This window comes from Pseudoalteromonas sp. NZS100_1, assembly GCF_015864285.1.
Lineage (GTDB): Bacteria > Pseudomonadota > Gammaproteobacteria > Enterobacterales > Alteromonadaceae > Pseudoalteromonas > Pseudoalteromonas arctica.
Genome location: NZ_JADYXN010000011.1, coordinates 105,321 through 130,219, shown reverse-complemented (window position 1 = coordinate 130,219; position 24,899 = coordinate 105,321). Strand labels below are relative to the sequence as shown.

Genomic DNA, 24,899 nt, shown 5'->3' with positions numbered 1-24,899 from the left:
ACCCACTTACTGACGGTTGATTTACCCACCCCCATCGCTTTGGCTGCTTCTTCTTGAGTATAACTTTGGTCAACTACAAGCTGAGCTGTTTCTAATTTTATTGCTGCAGAATACGTTGCGCGTTTTAATTTCGTCATTTTTTCACCCAAATTTGTATGCTTATTAGCATAACATTTCTTTCTTAATGGGTGGCCAAAATCACTGTACCACTACAAATAGAACATCTGCTTTGCCAAGTTTGATATGGGTAGCAAGAGAAATGTTTAGCGATAATTTTTTGAGTCAAACCGATATTGAAACATTAATTGATTGTATCCCCAGAGTCTTTGATAGTACGAACTATAGCCTCGCATCACATACAGAAGATAAGAAAGTTAATATATCACTACTTAGATCTGAATGTGTGAAGTTATCAATTGAAATTATAAAAGGTACGAAGCTATCAGATGATAGGTATGAAGACTTAAAACGGATCGTAAGTGAGGCAAAAGATGATGCACTACCTGAGGTACGTTTTGCTGCAGGTGATGCGTAAATAAGAAGTTTCAGCTAGCTTGGAATTGATTAGGCAAAGTGCTTATGAAATAACATGGATAGCGCTATTTGTTAGCGAACAGTATTGAGATAAGTGTATTCAACTATTTAAAGCTTGCCTTACGGATGAGCAATTTCATATTTTAACCATATATGGGATTTTACTTGCTAGTTTAAATGAGCTCATTTTTAATGCTAGAAAAAGCTCAGCGAATTATAACCTTGAAAGGACTCAATGTGTCTGAAGTTAACTAATGAAAGTGGGTACCCATTAGGAAATTTCGATCAAGCAGGCTGCTGTATTCTCTTGAACTTTTTATTCAAATTACTTTTAATCTCAAATTTTGACTTCATACATTAAGAATCCTCAATGTCTGCTGTTGGCACTGAGCCGAATTTTGGCAAAAGAGCGAAAACCAGTCATTCAGCTGAGTCGTCATTAATTTAGTAAAAATAAGAGAACATTTCCCTCTTTTTTACATGTTTATATAAGTTACAGAAAGCATAATATTTATAGCTGGCAATAACTTACACTATTTGCTATTAATATAAGTTTACAAAATAAGGACGTTTTCGCGCTAAAATAGGGAAAGTTTCCTCTGATAGCTGTTAGTTTTTATTCAAATAGAGGTGTATTTTGGACATTAGTGAAATCATTAACTTAGTGCTTTTACCTTTAGGAGGAACTTCTGTTCTCTTGCTTGCATTAGCTACCTTTATTGGAAATGTTAATTCTAAAAGGATTATTAATGGTGACTTAGCAAAATTTAAGGGAACTCATGAGGAATTAAAAGCTAAACACTCTAAAGAATTACAAGAAATTAAAGATAATTTCCTGCTTCGCCTAGAAAATATTAAAGCAGAAAACACCTCAAGTTTAGAAGGCTTAAAGCAAGAATATACTTTTCAAATTCAAGTTCAGAGAATGGAACAAGAAAGTCTTATCGAGAAATTAAAGAGTGATCTTCAGTCAAGGTTTCTAAAGCATGAAACATACACATCAATATCAAAAGAGAAGTACCAAAACCTTTTTGATAAGCGAATTACCGTCTACGAAGATTTACTATTATTGAAAAGAGAAATTGATGATTCAATCGTAGATAATGCTGTATATCTAAACTTTCAAGATGACGATCCTCGACCATTTACAGACGCCATTAAAAAGATAAATGATAAAAGCAGAAATAGTCCAATGTTAATTTCAAATGAATTAGCGGTATTAACTAATCAGCTATTTAAAAAGTCTTCAACAGTTTTTTCAAACGCAAGTATCAGTGGTCTCCTAGCGGATATGAATAATCATGGGCGTGGAAACTCAGCTGAAAGCCATGAAGCAATAATAGATGCAGAAGATGCAGAATTAAGGAAAATGTTTAATGAGTGTAGTGAGTTATATGACAAATGGTTCGAACAACTCGAGTTGGATGTTTCTAAAATAAGAATAACGCTAGATTTAACTCATTTATTTCTCAGCAATTAAAAACTAACAAGATAATAAACCCAGCGCGCCTGCGCCCGTCATTGAAACGTTACCAATGTCCGTTCATGGAACTTTTACGAGGTTCGGCTAAGAGTGATAGCCGGCCATTGAGGTGAGTCCTCATTAACTAATTAAAAATAAGAGGAAACTTTCCTTTTCTACATGTTTATATAAGCTACAGTAAGGATAATATTTATAGCTGGCAATAGCTTACACTATTTTCTATTGATGTATGTGCATAAAATAAAGATTTTTCGCGGTAAAGTAGGGAAAGAGGGTGGAGAAGTGATAACTATATAAGAAGTAAGTAGGCTTTACCCGAATCTCGAATGTAATCAAAATTAATAATAACAGTTGATATGATCATTAGTGTTAATACAATTTTTCTGAATGTGCCTAAGTCTAAAAGGCTTTGCTTATTCATTATTACATTTTCTTTATCCATATGAACCTCCTTATAAGTGATAAAAGTACTATGTTTTATTTCACACGTTTTAGGATTACATTGATAACGAGAAATTTCCTGTTTTGAATATTTTAAAACAGAAGTCCCCTCCTGCAGGGGCACCGACTCTACAACTTGAGCCTCGGGAGTCGAGTAAAGCCCACTCGAATCAATATCTTAGCAAATGTATTTTGGTATGTAAAATTATTTGTTGTGTTTTGGTTGTTATAGTGCCAATGCTATCATGCAGAATGCGGAGCCTAAATTAAAACAGTTTTTTGTTTGCCCGCTGTTGTGCGCTCAAACCTAACAAGTTGCTCAAAAGGACGTAAGATGCTTGGCTTGCGCTCCTTCGTCGCTAATTATAGCCAAGCATTTTACGCCTGTTAGCAAGGTGTTATGTTTAAAAGGTATTTATGGAACCCGATACAATAACCACTGTAATAAACTCTCCTGAAAATTGGGTAAGATTTCTAGCAATTATTATTTCTGTTGTGATTGCGATACTTGTGCTCTTAGCTAATCAATATTTTGCAAATAAGCGTGAAAGGAAAAAAATCGTTTGTGAAAAAATAGAAGAATTTTATGAAGCATCAATCAGTTATACAAAAGCATGTGATGAACTGATTACTGATATTCAACTTATGAAGTATAAAAGGGAAAGCGGTTATTATGATAACGACCCTGTAATTTATTCTCAACTCGTTGATTCACTAATTAAAATGGAGATGCTTCAAGGCTTATACTTTCCAAATATGGATTTTAAGAAAGAAGACTATAGTATCAACAAAATGCCAATAATTTGGGATGCAATTAGTGGTGAAATGGCTAGAAGAACAAGTGATGTAGAATCTAGCTACAAGCAATCCCGTAAGCACGTAGAAGTTAGCTCGGAGCATTTTCGCGAAATTTGTATATCGCTTATGCAGAAAACTAAAATTTAAACATAACAAGAGTCTAAGGTTACGACCGTCCGCAATTGGCACTTTTGCGAAGATCGGCTGTGAACGAAAAACAGACACTAAAAAAGTTATAGTTATTTCGTTTTGATGTGTTATGAACCACAAAAATGGTGTTCAATAGCTGCTGTATAAATGGAGGTGGTCAATGGGTTTCGTGATCTATTTAGATCAAAATACATTGAGTGATTTACGTCAACGTAAAATAGATGAGTCTCCAAACGACTTATTCAGACTACTTAAACATGCTCTCAAATCTGAACAAATAACGGTCGTTTATTCTCATGTTACTCTTGATGAAATTTTGCAAATTCCAAAGGCTGAATATCGCCAAGAACATATCGATATTCTAGCTGAATTAGATGCTAAATATATTGAGCCATTACAACATACACTTAGCAACCAAGAGCCAGATAATATATGGTACGCACACCTAGAAAACAAAAAATCAAATGCAGACCTCGGTATTACTAGTCTAATGGAGGTTAGCCAGTTATCTTCTCGTAAAATTTCGGGGCTGCCGATTGATGAAAGCTTTTCCGAAATCAACGAGAAGTTAAAGGTGAACTTGGGCACTTTAATTTCTAATTGTGAATCGCAATTGGATTCGATTGACCTCGAAAAACTTGATGAACCGTTAAGAAGCTATTTCGTAAATATGCATAGTCAACTGGATGAGTTGAGAACAAAATTGTCTTCGTTGCAAGCGCCTAATATTGCTAGTGAGCAACAATTAGGGCCTCAACAATTTAGAAAGATGCCGAGCATTAAAGCATTGGAAGTAAAAAGTATTGAGATCAAGGATGTGGTAAATGCTATTGAAGCAACATTTAAATTGGAAAATAATAGTTTTGATTTTGCAGATTACTTTGAGGACACACCGCAAAATACCGTTGCACGTGCATATAGTCTAATGAATTGGGCTGGTTATCACGCTGATGATTTTACCAGAACCAAAAAGGGTAAAGATCGTTTCAATGCTTCAAATAATGATATGCAACATGCAGTGTCAGCTTTGGGGGCAAGCTTTTTGATTTCAGGTGACATAAACTTTGTCAAAAAGGCTAAAGCGTGTTTCGCATACGTTGATTGTTCGACCGTCGTGTGTAATCCGCAAGAGTTCATCGAGAAGCATTGCAACTTCATATAGCAAGAACATCATGCCACATATGTTGGCGTTGAAGATTAGCTTCTGGCGCATATACGACAGTTAGATTTGATTGAGATCTGTTAAACAAATCTTAAAGTTTAATTTAAGACTTATTCATATTTCTAAATCCGCAGGGGTCGCGTCATGCAATGTACATTGTATAGATGACCAATGTCCGCTCATGGCACAAACCGGAAATCACCCATCCATAAATTCCGTATTTATACATTGAGTTTTTTAAAGCCTAAAGTAATTAATTCTCAACCATTCAGATATTTACCTAAACCTAATCTTACTTAGATTTAAGGTGGACTCTATTTAATAAATCTCAATCTGAGTGCCACACCTTGCTTAAAATTAAAACTATTCTCAAGCTGCCGCGAATTCTCGACTTAAGTGGCGCTGGCCAAAAAAAGTTTAAAATAATACATATTAGTTAAATAACAATTGATAACCATTTTCGTTTAGATTAGTATGTACGCACTAAATGAAATTGAGAGTGGTTTGTATTCATGTATATTTGTCTATGTCACGGTGTGACTGATAAAAAAATTGAGCAAACAATTGACGATGGTGCAACGACCATGCGTGAATTAACTAAAGAGCTTAAAGTAGGCAGCCAATGCGGTAAGTGTTGTGGTTGTACTAAAAAGATCCTTAATCGCAGACTTATCCAGATTGCGGATGTAACGGATCAAGTTGCTTAATTACATATAAAATTTAGATATAAAAAAAGCAGCTTTTTAGCTGCTTTTTTTATGCTTGTTACTATTTACAGTTGAGACTGCAAGTAGTTTTTAATACCCGTATTTTTAATAAGCAATTGTTGAGTTTCTAACCAGTCAATTTGCTCTTCTTGCTCATTTAAAATGTGATCAAGGGCTTCGCGGGTAATGTAATCTTTTTTGCTTTCAGCCAGTTTTACTGCGCTTTGCAACTCGCCAATAGTATCAAGTTCAAAACTCATATTAGCTGCAATCATTTCTTCGCTGTTTTCACCAATACGTAATCGGCCTAAGTCTTGAAGATTTGGTAAGCCTTCTAAAAACAAAATACGTTCGATTAAACGATCGGCGTTTTTCATTTTTTGAATTGATACTTTGTAATCTGCTTTGTCTAGTTGAGTGAAACCAAAATCTTTAAACATGCGTGCATGTAAAAAGTATTGGTTAATACCAACAAGCTCATTAGCGAGTACTTTATTAAGCGCTGCAATAACGTCTTTATCGCCTTTCATAATATGCTCCTACTAAGCCATTTGTGCTTGATGATAGTTTTCAGAACCAATCTTATCAATTAAGCCAAGTTGCTGCTCTAACCAGTAAACATGGTCTTCTTCGGTATCAAATAACAGTTTTTCTAAAATGCTACGAGATTGATAATCTTGTTGTTCTTCACATATTGCGATTACATCTTTAACACACGCAACTACTTCAAGCTCTAGTGTTAAATCGTTTTGCATCATGCTTTTTACATCGTTACCGATAAGTAAATCACGGCGCTTAGTCATATTTGGTACACCTTCTAAAAACAAGATGCGCTTAATAAGCCAGTCTGCGTGATCTTTTTCTTCTTCCATTTCGTGGTTAAGGCGCTCGTATAGCTTGTTTAAACCCCAGTCGTCATACATGCGCGAGTGTATAAAATACTGATCGATTGCTGCTAATTCGTTAGCTAACAATGTATTAAACGCATCGATTACTTTTTGATTACCTTTCATGATAAATCGCCTTAACTATTTCAATTGCATGCAGTGTAGTACAAATAGCCTATATTGCAAGTTTTCTCTATAAAAATCATTGCGTTACTATTGGTTTTGATTCTTATTTAAGTTTGCGTTACTGCTTGGTTTATGGACAGTTTTTTATTTGTATTAGCATCTTATATAAGGTCATGATTGATAGGTAAAAGCGAGACGTTTATTTATGTGGTTTTGTTAATTAACCTGAACTCTGAATAATAAATCTATCTCCAGCAGTTATTATCAGTGCTAACTGCGTTGAATTTACTTGCAATAGGCTAGCTATTGACGCGTAAAGTCGCCTTGTTTTCACTGAGAATCTCTGGCTAGAGAAAATCAATTTAAATATCTCCATGATTCAATAGGTCAGTAAATCTCTTAACCAGAGCTCAGGTTAAGTATATAGGCATGCAGGGCATGCCTATAGTGTTTATTCATTCATTAAAATTGATATTTAGCCCCCAGCGTTGCCGTTGTGCCTAATCCTTTAATGTTATATCCACCGTAGGTGTAAGCCTGTGCGCGGGCAGGGTAGTAATCACTATTGAACAGGTTTTCTATCCCAAAATACCCACTCCACCTGGCGTTAACATTGTATTGGCCACTTAAGTTAAATGTGTTGTAGCTACTAACGGGGCCCTGATCGCCAGAGTATTGGCCTTGCGCATTTTTATCAAAACGCTTTCTGTCGCCTACATATAAAAAGCTCATTGCAAGTGATAGTTCGTCATTTGTTTGCCACGTTAAATTAGCAGTGGCTTTAGGTGGACTAATTTGAGCTGCCCCTAAGTACTCATCAGCTTCAGTGTTTTTACCTTCAACATAGCTATAAGTTGCGCTTAATTTAAGGTCTTCGGTAATAGTGTAATTAACTAACCCTTCGTAACCCCATATTTCTTGTGGTGCGCGTACAGGTTCGTAAACACCCGTTGTTTCATTATACTCATTACTTGTACCAAGCTCTGAGGTACTTCTGTAAAGAGCAAATTCAAAACGCACGTTTTCAAACTGTGAAGTAAAACCAACTTCGTAATTATCGATTATTGAAGCTTGGGTTTGAATTAGCGCAATATCGTCGACGGTTGCTGCGCGAAGTAAGCGACCTATATCAGAAATATCAGAGCCCTGTGAGTAACTAAAAAACGGGCTAAAGACATCGGTTAAGTTATATTTAATACCGGCATTATAGGTTGTTGCATCGTAATTAATGGTGTCGCCACGCACATTTAATGGTACTGAACATTGCGATGCGGTTTTGCAAAGTTTTAGCGTTTGGTAGTCTCTTACGCTCAAATCAATGCTTTCGTTTCTTACACCCGCTTTTACAATAATGTCGTCGCTTATTACCCATTTGGTTTGTAAAAAGCCAGCCACACTTTCCATGTCCATTTCTGGCACCCACACACGGCCATCTACTAAAGGTTGGGATGTTTTATCGTTTAAGGCATCAATACCGTAGATTAGGGTGGCTGTTACGTTTTCAAAATCAAACTGGCTATTAAATGTAGCTCTTGCACCTTGCTTATCTGATTTAATAACCGATTGACCACCGCTATAACCTTCATCAAGATTGGCTAAAGCGGTTGAGAAAAAGAATACGTTTTCTATATTTTGTTTATACAGATCGAGGGTCATTTGTGTGTTTTCAAACAACGCGTAATCAACATATTTTAGGGTTATATTTTCGTTGCCTTCTGGGCCTTGCGGTTTACCTTGTTTTTGAAGCGCTAAGGGGACGTGTATAGCGTATGTTTTTTCCCCTATATTGCCATCGCCAGTAACATCGCCTAAATCAGTTTTTTGCTGTGAGCTGTAAAAGTTATAGCTAAACTGCAGTTGCTTTTCGTCGTCAAAATCATAAGTTAGTTTGGTAAAATAGTTTTGCGTTTCAGAGTCGGATAAACCATATTGTAAACCTAAAATATCGCCTTCTGCATCGCGTTGTACGCCGTTTTCTTCATAGCTTGCTGTTAACAGATAGCTTAGTTTATCGAGCTTACCGTTTACTGCTGCCGATATTCTACCGCCGCCACTTTCTGCTAATTTAACCGCACTAAAGCGACTTGAAATACTTATTTCGCCTTCAGGCTTACCATCACTGCGAGCCTGTTTTGTTATGTAGTTAATAATGCCACCTGAGGCACCATTACCATAAATAGACGTTGCGCCTTTTATGACTTCAATGCGCGCTATGGCACTTGCATCAAGCGTTTTCACACCTAAAGAACCATTACGAAGAGGGGTTGATTGCGGTACACCATCAATCATTATTAAAGGCGCACGGCCACGGAGTGTTTGTCCTGAATTGCTTGAACTGCCTGTATCTGGGGCAAGTCCTGGAACCATTTGCGCGAGTAAACTTCCCAGTTCTGAGCTTACTTTTAAATGCTGTTGTATTTGTTGCTGATTAATAACGGTAATAGAGGCAGGTACTTCGTCTATGCTTTCTGATATTCGGCTACCAGATACAATCACGTGCTCTAACTGATCAGAAGTGTATTCATTTTTATTATTTTCATTTGCTAACGTGTTAGCACTTATTGCAACAGCAATAAGGCAAAGCGAAGTTTTTAACATGGGGTGTCTTAGTTGATAATAATTTCCGTAATGGTAATTATTATCAACTAATGGCGCAAGTGTTAATGAGATTTATTTCCATTTATGGCGTTTTAACCAAAAATACACACCGCTTACAATAAAAAACGCGAGTGAAAGGGCTATTAATAACCATAAAAACTGCACTATAGGACCTGCAAAATCACCAATGTGAAACTTATACTTAAAGTTCCATGCTTGTGTTGTGAAGTTAGTTTTACTGGCGTCAAATGAGTTTAATACTTTACCAGTAAATGGGTTGGTCCACACCCAACTGTAAGCGTGGCTTTCGCCAGGGTTTTGCATTCTCAGTGCTATTGCTTCGTCGGCTTTTTTAGGTAAATAAATTCTATATACTTTGCCATCTGGAAATACGTTCTCTGCATTTTTAATTGCTTTGTTATAGTCTAAAGTAGCCTGAGAGGGCTGTATTATTTTCGGTGCTTTAGGCCTTTGTTCTACTTTATTAAACGTTACAAATTCTAATACCGATTGAGTTTGTGTTTTCCAATTAAATGCCATGCCAGTGAAGGCAATAAGTACCAGCGGTATAAAAAAGTAAACACCCAGTACGGTATGTAATTGATACATGAGCACTCTAAATTTGGCTTTGGGTTTTATGGCTAAACGTTTAACTCTGTTTTTGGGCTTTACCCATAAATAAAAGCCGAGTAATACATTGATTAAAAGTAGCAATGCACACACCGACATCCAATTTCTAAAGGTTTTTTCACCCTTACTGTTTTCAAACAACAGCCAGCGATGTAATCCCATCGCAAACCCATAAATCGTGTCGGTTGATTCATAGACGTTTAGTACACTCCCTGAGTAGGGATTAACACTCGCGTAGTGTTTATTGGCTAACCTAAATTGCCATGCGGCGTTTGGCGCTTGTTCGGGCATAAAAAAGGTGATTTTTTGCTTAGTTTGAGCTTGTACATTTTGTATAAGTACATCGTAAGGCATTAAGTTTGTTTGTGGCGTTACGAGCCATTTATTTGGTTCTATTAGGTGCTGTATATCTTTTGCATAAATCATAACAGCACCGGTTAAACTCACTATTAATAAAAATAGTCCGCTAATAAGGGCAAGGCCTAAATGAATTCTACGTAACCAAAGTTTCAAAAACGGTATCTCATTATGAGTTAATGGCAACATTGTAAATGATAATACGAGCTGTTTTCAATTAAATAGTTGTGTATTTGGTTGGATTTCTATTATGCAGTTTTCGATATTAAAATTGTCGTGTAAAAAGCTTTTTAAGGTTAGCAAATCAATTGCTTGCTGAGTGCTAATAACAAGCTCGCAGTAGTTTTCTTTATCGTCTAGTTGCCAAAGCTTAATGCTAACTACCGATTCGATATTAAATTCACTACCAATAGCATTCGATATAGCATGTGTGTCGATGTTATTGGGTGCTGCTTGCATTAAAATTTTGCAGCTTTGCTTTAATAGTAAAATGCCATGATAAATTACATAGATAGAAATAAGTACAGTGGCAATTAAATCGACAATGTACCATTGGTATAAAATAATTAAGGTGCCCGCAATAATTACCACAATAGACGCCATTGCATCAGATACGTTATGAATAAAGGCCGCCTTTATATTTATACTGTGATTTGCACCCGCTCGGTAGGTTAAAAATGCGGTTGCTAAATCGATTACCAATGCTATTGCTGCCACCCACACAACTATCCAGCCATTAATTGGTTGAGGGTTTAAATAGCTCGAAATGGCTTCAAAAATTAAATACACGCCAATTAATATTAATGTACAGCTATTAAAAAGTGTGGCGAGTATTTCAGCGCGTTTATAGCCAAAGTGATGAGTGCCGTCAGCAGGTTTATTACCAACTTTACGTGCAATCAAGGCTATAAATATAGCGGCAGCATCACTTAAATTATGAAGGGCATCGGCTATAAGTGACAAACTGCCCGAAAATATCCCGCCAATAACTTGGGCTACGGTTAGCAATACATTAATAACAACCGCGACGGTGAGTTGTTTATTGCTTTGGTTTTCGTCTACATGACTATGTGAGTGATCGTGCGCCATAATGCTCTCAAATGCTTTGATTGAATATTGCTTATATCATGGGTGATTTAAAACAGCTACAGGAGTTATAGCGTAAATGAACGCAATTGTAAGTTAGTAATAAAGACGTACTTTTTTTGAATGCGTGAATTTAAGATCGTAACGCTAAATGTCGATTTTTTAAGGAGTTTACAGCTCAAAACTTGCGTCTTTATATATTTAGTGCATTAATGTAAGTAATATTAAATGATTAAAAGCTGCTGGGTATTAAGCATGGACAAAGGTTTAAACTTTGGTGAATTAACAGGTAAAGGACAATCTGTTCGAAGTAAGTTAATTATAACCTTTATAATTATAGCCTTAGGGCCACTTTGTATACTTACGTGGTTTAGTCTTGAACACGTAAATCGCACCCTTAAACAAAATGCAGACACTGAACTAAACGAGCTCAATAATATAGGTAAGCAATTTGCTGATATTTGGTTTGCGGACCATGTTAAAGACTTATATTTGCTCAGGACACAGTTTGATATTAGCCCTGCTAAAAAGCAAAAATTAATCAGTCAATTTGTTGAGCAGTACGACTTTGTTAATAATGTAGAGCTTATTGATGTAGACCTCGTTAATTCACTCCCCACATCCCCCTTTTTTAATGTTATTAAAGATCAACGCTTTAACGACATTCGTTCTGGTATTAAAAATACAGGAAAAATTCAATTTCAGTCAATGACTGTCTCAGGGCGTGAGTATCATATTATTGGTTTACCGGTATTAAATGGCGAAAATAAGTTACAAACCATATTGCTCGCAGATATAAATTTAAACGGCTTATTGAATAATCTAAGTAAAATACACACAGCTAATAAAGACATAACATTTTATGTTATGCACAATAATAAAATTCAAAAGAGTAATAATACAGACGATGCCCAACCACTATTTTTCTCTCAGAATGGCTCACCAACACAACGTGTTTTTTCTTATAGTAATAAAGATGAAGCCACTTTATATGGGTATATTAATTCTTTAGAGTTTTTAAATGAATCTGGTTGGCAATTACTTGTATCAAAACCAAAAGACGTTGCATTGCAAGGGTCTAATTATTATAAGCAGCTCGCTATATTAACAAATATGGGGGCGTTACTACTTATATTAACGTCGTCGTGGTGGTTTGGTCGTCGGCTTTCTCGTCCTTTAATTAACTTAGCTAAAATTGTTGAAAACATCACCAAAGGTGATGTGGTTAAAGTGCCAATAATAAACGACAGCATAGAGTTTAATCAGCTTTCATTAGGCCTGCGTAAGTTAGTGGCCGTAAAAGCAGAACAGCAAAGCATACTGCAAAAACAACGCTCTGCACTTCAAATTGCATTAAAACAATTAGCTGAGCAAAAAAGCGCATTAGATGAACATGCCATTGTTGCAGTAACTGATCTGCATGGCACCATTACTTTTGTAAATAAGAAATTTTGCGAAATTAGTGGCTATGATGAATATGAATTAATAGGTCAAAACCATCGTATTTTAAATTCAGGAAAGCACGAAAAAGAATTTTTTAAAAATATGTATAAAACCCTCAAACGCGGAGATGTATGGAACGGGCAAATATGCAATAAAGCGAAGCATGGTGGTTTTTATTGGGTAGATACGACCATTGCGCCATTTTTAGATGAAAGCGGTAAACCGCAAAGCTATATTGCTATTCGTACCGATATGACATTTCTTAAACTGCAAGAACTAGAACTTGAGCAGCATAAAACACAGTTGCAGTTAGTGATAGATACAACTGCTGTAGGTATTTGGGATTGGTATATTGATACTAACGTAGCTGTTTTAAATAACCGTTGGGCTGAAATTATAGGGTATAAACTCAGCGAAATAGAGCCTTGTACAATACAAACTTGGTATAAATTTATTCACCCAGAGGATTTAATTGAATCAGACTTAAAGCTAAAAGCGCACTTTGCTGGTGAAACAGATTACTACGAAAGTGAAGCGCGTATGAAGCATAAAAATGGCCACTGGGTGTGGGTGCTTGATACAGCTAAAGTGGTTGAATGGAATAGTGATGGTTCGCCTAAGCGAATGATAGGTACTCACTTAGATATCTCAGATAAAAAAGCAACTGAACTTGAACTGCAAGGAAGCCGAGATAGATTTGCATCTTTGGTATCAAATATACCGGGTATTATTTATCGGTGTAAATTTGATGATAAATTAAGCACACTTTATATGAGTGAGCAAGCAAGTGAGATAACAGGCTATTCACCTGATGAGTTGATAGGCAATGATGCTCTAAGCTTTTTTGATTTAATATGCGAAGACGATTCTAAAAAAATAAAAGCTGAAATTTTACGCTGTGCCAGTGCTAAGCAGTCATGGTCTGTTGAGTATAGAATTACAGCTCGCGATGGCTCTTTGCATTGGGTAAATGAAAAAGGCCAAGCGATTTACGATGAAACTGGTAACGTTTTGTATTTAGATGGATTTATTTTAGATATTACAGAGCGATACAATACGCAATTAAAAATAAATCGTCAGCAAAGCTTGCTAGAGTCAATGAGTAAGCAAGGGCAGATTGGTGCATGGGAAATTGACTTAGAAGCACATACGCTTTATTGGTCTGATGAAGTTAAAGTTATCCACGAAGTACCAGAGGGTTTTGAGCCTAGTATTGATACCGCAATTGATTTTTATAAACCAGGAGTGCACCGAGATACTATAAATACTTTGTTTGAATGCGCAGTAACATTAGGTGAAAGCTGGAGTGTTGAACTTATTATTTTAACCTATGCTGGGCAAGAACGCTGGGTTAAATCGATGGGGCAAACAGAGTTTAAAGATGGTAAATGTGTGCGTGTTTTTGGCTCATTTCAAAGTATCGATGCACATAAACGCCTTGAACTTGAAAGCGAAAAAGCCAATAGATATAACAAAAACTTAGCCGCGCTTACGGTTGCACCTGAAGTACAAAATAGTGATGTAGAGCAAGTTAAAAAGCTAGCGGTTAAATCTATGTGTGAAGTGCTAAATATTGCACGTGCGTCGGTATGGATTTTTAACGAACAACGAGACGCAATGGCGTGTCATAGCTTATATATAGATGGGCAAGGGTTTGTAGATACAGATGCTGTTTTAACTGCTAAAGACTATCCTGCATATTATAACGCCATTTATGAGCAAAACTTAGTGGCTATTGATGATGTTTATACTCACCCGGCCACTGTTGATTTTATAGAAGCGTATGCAAAACCACTCGATATTAAATCAATACTTGATGCTGTTATAGCAACAGGCGATGGTAATTTAGGTGTTTTATGTGCTGAAACTGTTGGCGAGCACCACTATTGGACGCAAAGTGAAGAAACCTATCTTCGATCATTAGCTACTTTAGTGGGCAGTACGTTGGTTTCTCAAAAACGAAAAGTAATTAGTGAAGAGCTTAAAATTGCGCTTGTAAAAGCAGAGGATGCAGCTATTGCTAAGAGCCAATTTTTAGCAACGATGAGTCACGAAATAAGAACGCCAATGAATGGTGTACTTGGTATGTTAGAGCTTGTTCAATTAGAGTCATTACCTAAACCAATAGAAACTAAAGTCGATATAGCCAAAACAAGTGCACATTCTTTATTGGGTGTCATTAACGATATTTTAGATTTTTCTAAAGCTGAAGCGGGTAAAATTGAGCTTGAAGAAATTAACTTTAATGCCCGCGATTTAATTGGTGAAGTTGCTGCCGCGCAAGCATTTACAGCTCAAGACAAAGGGATTGAAATAATTTTAGATTTGGTTGCACTTGAACCTTCGCAGTTATGCGGTGATCCTGGGCGAATTCGCCAAGTACTTACTAATTTACTAAGTAACGCCGTTAAGTTTACGAGTAAAGGCGAGGTTGTTGTAAGTGCGAAAGTTAATAAAGTGGCTCAAGGCTTAGAATTTATTGTCAGTATAAAAGACTCAGGTATAGGGATCAGTTTAGAAAAACAGCAGCAATTATTTACTCCGTTTTCTCAAGTAGATGCATCAACAACGCGTGAATACGGGGGCAGTGGCTTAGGGCTGGCTATTTGTAAGCAGCTTTGTGAGCTAATGGGTGGGGCAATTTCTCTTAGTAGTGAAGCCGGCGAAGGAAGTACCTTTACTGCCACTATAATGCTGACCCCTGGCGATCAAAAAGAGCGTTATATTCCTAATATTAATATGAAAGAGTTAACGGTTTTAGTTGTTGATGATAACGAAACAAATCGGATAGTAATTTTACAACAGCTTGAGCATTGGGGCGCTAAGGTTGCGCTTGCATGCGATGCACATCAAGCACTTGATATGTGCGCGCAGCAATATGAAAGCAAAAATTGTATGTACGATATTGCAGTGCTTGATATGCAAATGCCAGGAATGGACGGCATAGAGCTTTGTAAAGCACTAAAAGCACATGCACATTATAAATCAATGCCACTTGTAATGATGACTAGTATTGCTGGTATGGAAGGCGCTCAGCGTTATTCTGACGCTGGCTTTCAGGCATATTTTCCTAAACCAGTAACCACTGCCGATTTAATTTCTGCACTGTCGGTTATAACGAGTAATGATGCAGGCGAGACACTTCCACTTGTTACGTCAGGCTATATTTCGTCACTTAAAAAAGAAAAGGTGCAGGAATCTGCCCAAATACTACTTGTAGAAGATAATCCCATTAACCAACAGGTGGCTAAATTAATGCTCAAAAAGCTTAATTGTGACGTTACGATTGCCGGGAATGGTCAATTGGCAATTGATATATTAAAAGCGCATGATTCAGGATTCTTTAAGCTTGTACTTATGGATTGCCAAATGCCAGTTTTGGATGGCTTTGGGGCAACTGCAGCTATACGCGAAGGGGTCGCGGGTGAGCAGCACAAAAATATAAAAATTATTGCCATCACTGCTAATGCAATGGACTCCGATAAAGAGCGCTGTATAACTGCTGGAATGGATGATTACTTGAGTAAACCTATTCAATTAGATATTTTAAAAGATAAATTAGAGCTGTATATTTAAGGTCAAAATACAATGAGTAAACCCGTTATAATACGTGATGCAAAACCAAGTGACGCAAAAACAATTTTGCACTTTATTACCGAACTTGCCATATACGAAAAAGAACCTGATGCGGTAAAAACAGATGAACAAGCAATTCTAGATACTTTGTTTAGCGAAGGATCAACCGCGCACAGCATAATTTGTTTAGAAGGCGATGAGCCAATTGGTTTTGCAGTATATTTTTATAATTACTCTACCTGGTTAGGTAAAAATGGCCTGTACCTAGAAGATTTATATGTAAGCCCTGATAGTCGTGGCAATGGTGCAGGCAAAGCCATTATGAAGCACTTAGCTAATAATGCGATTAGTAATAACTGTGGCCGTTTTGAATGGGTGGTCCTTGATTGGAATAAACCCGCTATCGATTTTTACAATAGCATTGGTGCAAAGCCACAAAACGAATGGATTATATATCGCTTAACAGGGCAGGAATTATTAGATTTCGCTAAATAGTTAATGAAAATCATTTGCATTTGCGTTGTTGGGTGTGTAAGTTAAATACACACTCAATAATTAAATGTGCAGATGATTATATGATCTCAAGTCAAAAACAGCCCCAGCCAGATCTACTCTATCTTGAACAAGCATTAAGCCCTTGGCAGTCGAACATAATGCAAGGTAATTATGCATTTGAACAAGGTGCTTTACTCGAAGCACGCGATAAATACTTATTAGCCAAAACACTCGCAGATCATCTCCTTCAGCAGTTTTTATACGCTCAGATTAATAATAATGCCATTCATGCTATTGAGCATTGTATACCCGCACTTGTTGTTGCTTCACATAATTTAGCTGATACCTATATTGCTATGCAACAGCCTGAAAATGCATGTAAATGGTTATGCGAAGTACACTTAACACTCTCTTCATTAATTAAGCATACTCATTACGATATACAAAAAGTGAGTAAGCATCATTACATTAAAACTTCCTCTGAACTTGTATCATTTGCACAGCGTTATCCTTCTTTTCCAGAACTGATTGAGCAAGTGAATTTTTGCTTATGCTCTAAAGACTCAACAAACAGCCTGCTACATTAAAATAAAGGAGTAATTTATGGCGTTTACCTTGCCAGCACTTAATTATGAATACGATGCGCTTGAGCCTCATTTAGACAGCAAAACTATGCATATTCACCACACATTGCATCATCAAACGTATATCAATAAAGCCAATGCTGCTTTAGCAGATACTGTATATGCTAAAGCAAATGCTGAAAAATTACTTAAGGGAATAAACAGCCTGCCTAGTAATTTGCAAAAAGCAGTACAAGAGCATGTAGGAGGGCATTTTAATCACAGCTTATTTTGGCAGATAATGAGCCCACAAGGAGGAGGTGAACCTGAAGGTATTGTGGCTCAGGTTATTAATGAGCAACTAGGCAGTTTTGATAGATTTAAAGACCAATTTACAGCCGCGGCAATTAGCCAATTTGGTAGTGGTTGGGCGTGGTTATGTGTAACGCCGGATGAAAAGTTGATTGTAGAAAATAGTGCTAATCAAGATTGCCCTTTAATGCAGGGAAATATCCCTATTTTGGGACTTGATGTATGGGAGCATGCCTATTATTTGAAGTATCAAAATAAACGTCCTGATTATATTGCTGCATTTTATAATGTAATTAATTGGAAAGAAGTACAAAGGCGTTATTTATTGGCTATTGGTTGAGTGCCGAATATGGCTAGTAATACAGTTTTTTTTGTATAAGCTAGGCTCTATAAGGTTTAATTTATAGAGCCGTTTATGGACACTTCACATTGGCAAAAAGCACGTCAGAGTCGCGATCCTCGTTTTGACGGGCTTTTTTACGTAGCGGTAAAAAGTACCGGTATTTATTGCAGACCTATTTGCCCTGCGCCAACGGCTCACGAAAAAAACGTTGCTTATTATCAGTTTGCTCATAACGCGGCGCAAGATGGTTTTAGACCCTGTATACGATGCAGACCCGATAGTGCCCCAGGCAGCGCAGCATGGCAGGGTACAAAAACGACTGCACTTAGAGCAAAACAGTTAATAGATCAAAATGACGAGCACGATTGCGAAAAATTAGCAGCTCGTTTAGGTGTAAGTAGTCGTTATTTAAGACAGTTGTTTAAGCAGTATTTTGGCGTGTCAATTACGCAATATCGATTATTTAACCAATGTCACTTTGCTAAAAAGCTGATTCAAGAAACACATTTACCCCTTACCGAAATAGCGTTTTCCGCAGGCTTTAAAAGCATTAGGCGCTTTAATGATGCTTTTTTACAGCAGTTAAATATAGCTCCCTCAAAGCTGCGCAGTGGCGATAAAAAACCAACATCAACACTCACTTTAACGCTACCATTTAGGCCGCCTTATAATTGGCCTGCTTTGCAGAGCTTTTTACAAAGGCGTTTGATAAAACCAATGGAGTGGATAACGCAAACGAGTTACGGGCGCACTTTTGCAAGTGAGGAATATAAAGGAAGCTTTACCGCTGAATTTATAGCGAGTAAAAACCATTTTAGTGTATCTATCGATATAGATAATACGGTTTATTTGCAATCGGTTATAAATAATATACGTCGTGTGCTTGATTTAGATGCCGATATTAATTTAATTCAAATGCATTTAAGGGCCAATATAAACAACGCATTTACAGTGTGTGAAGGGCTCAGGCTTCCCGGGATTTGGTCAAGCTTTGAAGCCGGTATAAGGGCAGTACTTGGGCAACAAGTGAGTGTTACTGCCGCGCATAATTTAGTAACAAAGTTAGTTGATGAATTAGGCGAAAAAGAGGGCGATGTTATTTACTTCCCCGCAGCTAAAATTGTTGCTAATAGTGACTTTGCATTTTTTAAAATGCCACAAGCGCGCAAAAATGCACTGCATAACTTAGCCCAGTTTTGTGCTTTAAACTCCGAAAACGACGATTTAGACGAGTGGCTTAGCTTAAAGGGAATTGGTCCTTGGACAGTAAATTATGCAAAGTTGCGAGGGCAAAGCCAGCCCGATATATTACTTGATGGCGACTTAGGTGTTAAAAAAGCTCAAGCGGCGGCAAACCCTTTCGTACCTGCTAACAGCGCTCCTTTTCGCTCTTACTTAACTTTTCAACTTTGGCAGCAATTATAATGATCATTCAAACATCCATTTCGAGCCCTATAGACGACATAATTATTCAAGCGACCGAGAAAGGCGTGAGTTACGTTGGGTTTTATCCACCAGTTGAACACCCTCATACGCCATTTGAGCAAGTCGCTAACAAGGCGGTGCTTATTTGTGCTGCGCAGTTAAATGAGTACTTTGCAAAAAAACGCACTACTTTTGATGTACCACTTGATACAAACGGTACAGCATTTCAACAAAGCGTATGGCAAGCACTATTAACGGTGCCTTTTGGGCAATCACAAACATACGGCTATATTGCAAACCAACTCAATAACCCAAAAGCAGTGAGGGCAGTAGGTGCTGCGAATGGTAAAAATCCGATTAGCATTATAGTGCCTTGCCACCGAATTATTGGCGCAAATGCAAAGTTAACGGGCTATGCTGGTGGGCTTGATAGAAAACGTTGGTTACTGAAACACGAAGGATTAATGTAAATTAATTTAATATTAAGGTAGCATAAGCGCACTTTTTATAAAATGGCACCGCAATGGCTCAATTATACTTTTACTACTCTGCAATGAACGCAGGTAAATCAACCACGTTATTACAATCTGCATTTAATTATAAAGAACGTGGCATGGAACCTGTCATCCTTACTGCAGCCATTGATGATAGACAAGGCGTTGGTAAAGTATCGTCTCGTATAGGTTTACAAGCTGACGCGCATGTATTTGATGCTAGTAAAGATGTATTTGATCTTATTCAATCGCTTAACAACGACAAAAAGCGCCATTGTGTATTAGTTGATGAATGCCAGTTTTTATCAAAAGAACAAGTAATGCAATTAACCGATGTGGTTGATGAGTTAGGTATACCGGTACTGTGTTATGGCTTGCGTAACGACTTTAGAGGCGAGTTATTTATAGGGTCGCAATATTTGCTTGCGTGGGCTGATAAGTTAGTTGAGCTTAAAACTGTATGCCACTGCGGGCGTAAAGCTAACCATGTACTGCGTACCGATGAAAATGGTGATGCAATAGCCGATGGTAACCAAGTAGAAATTGGCGGCAATGACCGATATGTTTCGGTATGCCGCAAACATTATAAAGCCGCGTTAAATATGGGCCGACAAAGCATTTAAAAATGTATCAATATCTTCGCGCGTAATATCTAAATGCGTTACTAGCCTAAGCTGCTTGCTTGGGCTAAATAATATACCTTGTTGTTTAAGCGCTTGTGCAACCTCTTCAATGTTTATACTGCTAGTGTACGTTGCATAAACCATATTAGTGGTGTTGCTCATATCAACAGTAAAACCACTTATCTCACTTAATTTTTGCGCTAAATAGCGTGCATTTGCATGATCGTCTTTTAAGCGATTTACATTGTGCTCAAGTGCGTACTGCCCAGCGGCTGCAAGCATTCCGGCTTGGCGCATACCGCCACCAAGTACTTTTCTCCATCGCCTTGCTTTATTAATAAGTGCTGGTGAACCTAATAATAAAGAGCCAACGGGTGCACCTAAACCTTTAGATAAACAAATAGAAACTGAATCAAAATGTTTTGTAATGTCAGTTATATCAACATTTAGCTCAACAGCGGCATTAAAAGCACGTGCGCCGTCTAAGTGCAGCGCTAAATTATGTGTATTAACAAATTCGCGTGCTTGGGCTAGGTATTCAAGCGGGAGCACTTTGCCGCCAATGGTGTTTTCGAGGCTAAGTAATCGAGTTTTAGCAAAATGGCAATCGTCTGGTTTTATAGCCGCCGCTATTTTACTAAAAGGGATGCTGCCATCAGCTTCGTTTTCGATAGGCTGTGGTTGCACAGATCCTAAAACGGCTGCACCGCCACCTTCAAATTTATAGTTATGCGCATTTTGGCCACAAATATATTCGTCACCTCGCTCACAATGCGCCATTATTGCAAGTAAGTTGGCTTGTGTTCCTGAGCTACAATAAAGTGCGGCTTTAAAGTTAAAACGCTTACACGCATAGGCTTCTAGTTGGTTAACGCTTTCATCATCACCGTATACATCGTCACCAACCGGTGCGCTGTACATAATATCGCGCATTTTTTTTGTTGGTTTTGTAACTGTATCAGAGCGAAAATCTATCATGATTGCCTTATCCTTTTTATTGTTTTAAATAAAATTGGTACTAAGCCAGCTCGCTACAAATTTGTTCACGAGTTTCTTTATCAAAGTAGCTCCATGCAATAAAGCGGCTAATTTTTTGACCTTGTGCCATATCAACTATTTTATATTGTGCTATTGGGTGGGCTTTTAATACTTCTTCAAGGGCTGCAATATTATCTTTTTTAGAGACTAACGACGTAAACCACAGTACTTGCTCTGCAAAGTCTTCGCTCTCTTTAATCATGTTAGAGATAAACTGTACTTCACCGCCTTCACACCATAATTCATTATTATGACCACCAAAATTAAGCGTGCTACTGGGTGTTTTTCCTAGGTTTTTCCATTTACGTTCACTGCCTTTACTTGCCTCTTCTTCACTTGCATGAAACGGAGGATTACAAAGTGTTAAATGAAATAAATCTTTTTGATTTACAACGCCTTTAAAAATATGTGATGCGTTTTTTTGTTGTTTTAGGGTTATTTTTAAACTATTAAACTGCGCAATTTGCTTTGCTATTTTTACTGATGCTGCATCAATATCAGTCCCTGTAAAATGCCATTTATATTCACTTGTACCCGTAAGTGGATAAACTAAGTTAGCGCCAGTGCCAATATCAAGCACTTTAATTTGCTTACCTAAAGGTATTTGTTGTTGATTATCGTCACTTAATAAATCGGCTAAGTAATGAATGTAGTCAACACGCCCTGGTATAGGTGGGCATAAATTATGCTCAGGAATATCCCAAAAATTAATATTGTAGTGTGCTTTTAAAAGCGCCTGATTAAGTGTTTTTACCGCTTTGTTGTCACTAAAATCAATGCTTTTAGTGCCTGCAGGTGTGGTTATAACAAAAGGCAGTAGAGCAGGGTGCTCTGTTGTTAATAAATCGAAGTCGTATCCATTTTTATGTAGGTTACGAGGATGTAATTTTGAACGTGTATTATTTTCTTTCATGGCTTCATTTTAACAACAGATATAATGTGGTGATTGTAACAAATGCTGATGAGTAAAGTGCAGACATTTCCTTTGGTATATTTAATATTGCTGGTAGGATGAGTTGAAAATAATAAAAAGGAATAACTGTGGCGATTTCTCAGCAATCAATAATTATCAATTTAGACGCTCACCAAACACTTCATTTACGTCGAATCAGCGATGATAATCAGCAAGGGCCTGTCGTATTTTTTATGCATGGAGCTGTAGAAAACGGTAAAATTTTTTACACCCATTCTAATAAAGGGCTTGCCCCTTTTTTGGCTGAGCATGGGTACCGATGCTATGTGGCTGATTTACGTGGACGAGGTGATAGTAAGCCAATTATTTCGAGCGAGTCCGAATATGGACAAACTGAGTCTATCCTAGAAGACATCCCTACCTTTATTAAGCAAATAGAGTTGATTGAAGGCAAGAAGCCTGACTACTGGGTCGCTCACTCTTGGGGCGGGGTATTGATGAACAGCGCGTTTGCACGTTTTCCAGAGTATATTAATGATGTAAAAGCGTGTGTGTATTTTGGCTCTAAGCGTTCTTTATTTAATAACCATCCTCAAAAATTATTACAAGCCAATTTAATTTGGTATTTTATGGCACCTTTACTTGCTAAAAAACACGGCTATTTAAATGCTAAAGGTTATAAGTGGGGAAGCGATAACGAAACTCAAAAGTCGCATTATCAAAGTATGCAATGGGCTAAAAAGAAGCCATGGATAGATTCTGATGATAATTTTGATTATGCAAAAGCTCTAAACAACCTGCATTTACCGCCAACGCTTCATATTGCTGCGGTAAAAGATAAAGCATTAGCGCAACCAATCGATATTCAAAAGTTTATGGACGAATCAGGGCCTGGCATTCAACAAATGCGAATTTACGGTCGTAAACACGGGCATAATTTTGATTACGATCATATTAATATGCTTACCCACCCAAGTGCGCGTGATGATCAATTTAAAGATTTACTTAATTGGTTTAAAGCACATCTGTAGGACCTGTTGACCTTTCAGGGTTGAACCCAAAAGGCAGCGCATGTTTGGTCTTTATGCTACGTTATCGCCTATTTATGGGGAACAACCACACTACATAGGCTCTGCCTTGCCTAAATACCAAACAGCCTACTGCAAATTTAACCTCGAAAGATAAACAGGCCCTAATTAATTCTCATCAAGTAACTTTAAAAGCGGTGTTTTGTAACGCTCCCACTTAGCGATTGCGGCGTTATTAATAGGTTGGCGAATAGCATGTTTACTCAACGTGGTTACCGGTGTTTTTTGTTTATAAAACGCTAAGCAACGCTGTTCAAAATGACAGTTTAAAAAACCAAGTAACTGCGTTAGCTGCTCTTTTGGGTTGCTCACTAAATCTTCGTAACTGACATCATAAATTGGCATACTTTTAAAGGAGTACCAATGGCTCATCAGTTTTTCATACACACTATGGTAAAGCTTAAACTCAGGTAGTGAGCAAAAATAAGGCTCGTTTTCGGCAAAGTAATTAGTGAAAATAGAAAACGCAGTAGCATTAAAGTTGCGACTTAAGTTTATAAATTTGGCATTTGGAAATAGGATATATATTAGTCCGAGCGACTGATAATTACTCGGCAGTTTATTTATTATAAAAGGTCTGATGGGCGATGCTGTTTTTAATGTTGCGATATAAAGCTCGCGGGCTTTTTTGATTAAGTCAGGCGTTAAATGCGCTAAACATTGCGGGTAAGCAACTCCCGTTTTTTGCTCGATAAAAGCAACCGCGTTATTACTAATACTCGTACTTTCTCCTAGGCTCGAAAACTGACTATGGCTTGCCAACATTTGCTCCAGGAGGGTAGAGCCACTACGAGGCATACCAATAATAAATACAGGTGTAATATTACCTGTAAATTTTTTATCGGCAGAGGCAATAAATTCCTCGGTGTTGTATTTTATTATTTCATCGTAAAAAGGGATTAAATCTTTAGTGTTAAATTCACTTAATTTTCTTTGTAATTTATTTGCCAATATAAAATAATTAAATGCTTGCTCGGTATCTTCAAGTGCATCGTAACTGTTTGCTAATGCGTAGTAACACACCATTTTTAAACGTAAATTGCTCGTTTGAGTTAGTAAGTGGTGCAAATTACTTACATAATTATGCTCTTTATCAAACCGGCCTAACTGCACAAGTTCAAATAAAATATAAGCTGTTACAGGGTATACCCCAATACTGAGTGCATGAGCAAAGGTTGTATGGGCTTTATCTAACTCGCCATGTGTTAAATAGTGCTGTGCTAAGTAATAATGAGGCTCTGGGTTATGACTTGCTAATTTTTTTGCGTATTCGAGCACCGTTAACGCATCGTTTGGCGAATTAACACCGTTCAATGCATCAGCAAGGGCATGTAATGGTTCAAGCATATGAGGCATGCGCTCACACGCTTTTTGGAGTAAGTACACGGCAACGTCATAACGCTCTAATCGTAGGGCAATTCTGCCTAAGCCAAATAAAGCTTCACCATTTTCGGGATTACTATTTAATAGCGTTTTAAAATGAAACTCAGCTTCTTTGAGTTTATTTTGTTGCAGTAATTGGTTGGCTTTATTAAGTAACATAGTTAGACATTATTATTATTTTTATTAACTATAAAATTAAAAAGGCGAAATGTCTTTAACATTTCGCCTTTGGTTCTTCATGAAA

22 protein-coding genes are annotated in these 24,899 nt (G+C 37.3%); 13 read left to right on the top strand and 9 right to left on the bottom strand.

What is annotated here, in order from left to right; all coding sequences use genetic code 11:
• The coding region (locus I6F66_RS09865) for a helix-turn-helix domain-containing protein (protein WP_197209075.1) at positions 1-137 on the bottom strand (137 nt) is incomplete at its 3' end.
• Positions 138-403: 266 nt separating this feature from the next.
• Between I6F66_RS09865 and I6F66_RS22765 the strand changes: the two genes are divergently transcribed.
• The 5 genes from I6F66_RS22765 (at position 404) to I6F66_RS09845 (ending at position 5,275) form a co-directional block, all read left to right on the top strand.
• Positions 404-535, top strand: a complete 132-nt coding sequence (locus I6F66_RS22765; RefSeq protein WP_269435289.1) for a hypothetical protein — start codon at positions 404-406, stop codon at positions 533-535.
• A gap of 636 nt (positions 536-1,171) precedes the next feature.
• On the top strand, positions 1,172-2,014 hold the full coding sequence (locus I6F66_RS09860) for a hypothetical protein (RefSeq protein WP_197209183.1): 843 nt from the start codon (positions 1,172-1,174) through the stop codon (positions 2,012-2,014).
• 861 nt (positions 2,015-2,875) lie between these two features.
• Positions 2,876-3,403, top strand: coding sequence for a hypothetical protein (locus I6F66_RS09855; RefSeq protein ID WP_197209182.1), 528 nt, complete (start codon positions 2,876-2,878; stop codon positions 3,401-3,403).
• 163 nt (positions 3,404-3,566) lie between these two features.
• Positions 3,567-4,568 carry a hypothetical protein gene (locus tag I6F66_RS09850; RefSeq protein WP_197209181.1) on the top strand — a complete coding sequence of 334 codons (1,002 nt, stop codon included), beginning with the start codon at positions 3,567-3,569 and terminating at the stop codon, positions 4,566-4,568.
• A gap of 512 nt (positions 4,569-5,080) precedes the next feature.
• Complete coding sequence (locus tag I6F66_RS09845) at positions 5,081-5,275, top strand: (2Fe-2S)-binding protein (RefSeq protein ID WP_002960627.1); 195 nt, start codon at positions 5,081-5,083, stop codon at positions 5,273-5,275.
• Positions 5,276-5,340: 65 nt separating this feature from the next.
• On the opposite strand, the gene bfr (I6F66_RS09840) is transcribed toward I6F66_RS09845, so the two are convergent.
• The 5 genes from bfr (I6F66_RS09840) to I6F66_RS09820 form a co-directional block, all read right to left on the bottom strand.
• Positions 5,341-5,805, bottom strand: a complete 465-nt coding sequence (gene bfr / locus I6F66_RS09840) for a bacterioferritin (protein ID WP_024593101.1) — start codon at positions 5,803-5,805, stop codon at positions 5,341-5,343.
• Positions 5,806-5,817: 12 nt separating this feature from the next.
• Positions 5,818-6,288 (bottom strand): bacterioferritin, encoded by a 471-nt coding sequence (gene bfr, locus I6F66_RS09835; protein WP_002958985.1) that lies wholly within the window; start codon positions 6,286-6,288, stop codon positions 5,818-5,820.
• 462 nt (positions 6,289-6,750) lie between these two features.
• Positions 6,751-8,886 (bottom strand): TonB-dependent receptor, encoded by a 2,136-nt coding sequence (locus I6F66_RS09830; protein ID WP_197209180.1) that lies wholly within the window; start codon positions 8,884-8,886, stop codon positions 6,751-6,753.
• A gap of 72 nt (positions 8,887-8,958) precedes the next feature.
• Positions 8,959-10,029: a PepSY domain-containing protein gene (locus tag I6F66_RS09825; protein ID WP_197139311.1), complete on the bottom strand. Its 1,071-nt coding sequence runs from the start codon at positions 10,027-10,029 to the stop codon at positions 8,959-8,961.
• 57 nt (positions 10,030-10,086) lie between these two features.
• Positions 10,087-10,962 (bottom strand): cation diffusion facilitator family transporter, encoded by an 876-nt coding sequence (locus I6F66_RS09820; RefSeq protein WP_197209179.1) that lies wholly within the window; start codon positions 10,960-10,962, stop codon positions 10,087-10,089.
• A gap of 252 nt (positions 10,963-11,214) precedes the next feature.
• Between I6F66_RS09820 and I6F66_RS09815 the strand changes: the two genes are divergently transcribed.
• The 7 genes from I6F66_RS09815 to I6F66_RS09785 all read left to right on the top strand — a co-directional run bounded on the left by I6F66_RS09815 (position 11,215) and on the right by I6F66_RS09785 (position 20,233).
• Entirely contained in the window at positions 11,215-15,978 is a 4,764-nt protein-coding gene (locus tag I6F66_RS09815) for a PAS domain-containing protein (protein ID WP_197139312.1), read from the top strand.
• Between the two features lie 12 nt (positions 15,979-15,990).
• Entirely contained in the window at positions 15,991-16,473 is a 483-nt protein-coding gene (locus I6F66_RS09810; protein ID WP_165740462.1) for a GNAT family N-acetyltransferase, read from the top strand.
• An 80-nt stretch (positions 16,474-16,553) separates the two neighbouring features.
• A complete protein-coding gene (locus tag I6F66_RS09805) occupies positions 16,554-17,060 on the top strand; it encodes a hypothetical protein (RefSeq protein ID WP_165740464.1) in 507 nt (168 codons plus the stop codon).
• Between the two features lie 16 nt (positions 17,061-17,076).
• Positions 17,077-17,688, top strand: a complete 612-nt coding sequence (locus tag I6F66_RS09800) for a superoxide dismutase (RefSeq protein WP_197209178.1) — start codon at positions 17,077-17,079, stop codon at positions 17,686-17,688.
• A gap of 75 nt (positions 17,689-17,763) precedes the next feature.
• A complete protein-coding gene (locus tag I6F66_RS09795; RefSeq protein ID WP_197209177.1) occupies positions 17,764-19,116 on the top strand; it encodes a DNA-3-methyladenine glycosylase 2 family protein in 1,353 nt (450 codons plus the stop codon).
• On the top strand, positions 19,116-19,586 hold the full coding sequence (locus I6F66_RS09790) for a methylated-DNA--[protein]-cysteine S-methyltransferase (RefSeq protein WP_197139314.1): 471 nt from the start codon (positions 19,116-19,118) through the stop codon (positions 19,584-19,586). Before I6F66_RS09795 ends, I6F66_RS09790 begins: the two co-directional genes overlap by 1 nt.
• A 53-nt stretch (positions 19,587-19,639) precedes the next feature.
• On the top strand, positions 19,640-20,233 hold the full coding sequence (locus tag I6F66_RS09785) for a thymidine kinase (RefSeq protein WP_166377125.1): 594 nt from the start codon (positions 19,640-19,642) through the stop codon (positions 20,231-20,233).
• Here the strand turns inward: I6F66_RS09785 and ltaE are convergent.
• Both ltaE and rlmF read right to left on the bottom strand, forming a co-directional pair.
• Positions 20,207-21,211, bottom strand: a complete 1,005-nt coding sequence (gene ltaE / locus I6F66_RS09780; protein ID WP_197139315.1) for a low-specificity L-threonine aldolase — start codon at positions 21,209-21,211, stop codon at positions 20,207-20,209. The genes I6F66_RS09785 and ltaE overlap by 27 nt on opposite strands.
• 40 nt (positions 21,212-21,251) lie before the next feature.
• Complete coding sequence (rlmF, locus tag I6F66_RS09775) at positions 21,252-22,184, bottom strand: 23S rRNA (adenine(1618)-N(6))-methyltransferase RlmF (protein ID WP_197209176.1); 933 nt, start codon at positions 22,182-22,184, stop codon at positions 21,252-21,254.
• Positions 22,185-22,312: 128 nt separating this feature from the next.
• Between rlmF and I6F66_RS09770 the strand changes: the two genes are divergently transcribed.
• Positions 22,313-23,215, top strand: a complete 903-nt coding sequence (locus I6F66_RS09770; protein WP_165741399.1) for an alpha/beta fold hydrolase — start codon at positions 22,313-22,315, stop codon at positions 23,213-23,215.
• 165 nt (positions 23,216-23,380) lie between these two features.
• Here I6F66_RS09770 and I6F66_RS09765 read toward each other — a convergent pair whose 3' ends face one another.
• Positions 23,381-24,814, bottom strand: a complete 1,434-nt coding sequence (locus I6F66_RS09765; protein WP_197209175.1) for a sulfotransferase — start codon at positions 24,812-24,814, stop codon at positions 23,381-23,383.
• Positions 24,815-24,899: the final 85 nt, after the last annotated feature.

What these genes read in the sequence shown, in the direction of transcription:
- I6F66_RS09765 (WP_197209175.1), bottom strand. Translation starts at nt 24,814, where the DNA reads ATGTTACTTAATAAAGCCAACCAATTACTGCAACAAAATAAACTCAAA.
- I6F66_RS09785 (WP_166377125.1), top strand. Translation starts at nt 19,640, where the DNA reads ATGGCTCAATTATACTTTTACTACTCTGCAATGAACGCAGGTAAATCA.
- I6F66_RS09820 (WP_197209179.1), bottom strand. Translation starts at nt 10,962, where the DNA reads ATGGCGCACGATCACTCACATAGTCATGTAGACGAAAACCAAAGCAAT.
- I6F66_RS09830 (WP_197209180.1), bottom strand. Translation starts at nt 8,886, where the DNA reads ATGTTAAAAACTTCGCTTTGCCTTATTGCTGTTGCAATAAGTGCTAAC.
- I6F66_RS09805 (WP_165740464.1), top strand. Translation starts at nt 16,554, where the DNA reads ATGATCTCAAGTCAAAAACAGCCCCAGCCAGATCTACTCTATCTTGAA.
- I6F66_RS09845 (WP_002960627.1), top strand. Translation starts at nt 5,081, where the DNA reads ATGTATATTTGTCTATGTCACGGTGTGACTGATAAAAAAATTGAGCAA.
- I6F66_RS09790 (WP_197139314.1), top strand. Translation starts at nt 19,116, where the DNA reads ATGATCATTCAAACATCCATTTCGAGCCCTATAGACGACATAATTATT.
- I6F66_RS09795 (WP_197209177.1), top strand. Translation starts at nt 17,764, where the DNA reads ATGGACACTTCACATTGGCAAAAAGCACGTCAGAGTCGCGATCCTCGT.
- bfr (WP_002958985.1), bottom strand. Translation starts at nt 6,288, where the DNA reads ATGAAAGGTAATCAAAAAGTAATCGATGCGTTTAATACATTGTTAGCT.
- rlmF (WP_197209176.1), bottom strand. Translation starts at nt 22,184, where the DNA reads ATGAAAGAAAATAATACACGTTCAAAATTACATCCTCGTAACCTACAT.
- I6F66_RS09810 (WP_165740462.1), top strand. Translation starts at nt 15,991, where the DNA reads ATGAGTAAACCCGTTATAATACGTGATGCAAAACCAAGTGACGCAAAA.
- I6F66_RS09800 (WP_197209178.1), top strand. Translation starts at nt 17,077, where the DNA reads ATGGCGTTTACCTTGCCAGCACTTAATTATGAATACGATGCGCTTGAG.
- bfr (WP_024593101.1), bottom strand. Translation starts at nt 5,805, where the DNA reads ATGAAAGGCGATAAAGACGTTATTGCAGCGCTTAATAAAGTACTCGCT.
- I6F66_RS09815 (WP_197139312.1), top strand. Translation starts at nt 11,215, where the DNA reads ATGGACAAAGGTTTAAACTTTGGTGAATTAACAGGTAAAGGACAATCT.
- I6F66_RS09855 (WP_197209182.1), top strand. Translation starts at nt 2,876, where the DNA reads ATGGAACCCGATACAATAACCACTGTAATAAACTCTCCTGAAAATTGG.
- I6F66_RS09850 (WP_197209181.1), top strand. Translation starts at nt 3,567, where the DNA reads ATGGGTTTCGTGATCTATTTAGATCAAAATACATTGAGTGATTTACGT.
- ltaE (WP_197139315.1), bottom strand. Translation starts at nt 21,211, where the DNA reads ATGATAGATTTTCGCTCTGATACAGTTACAAAACCAACAAAAAAAATG.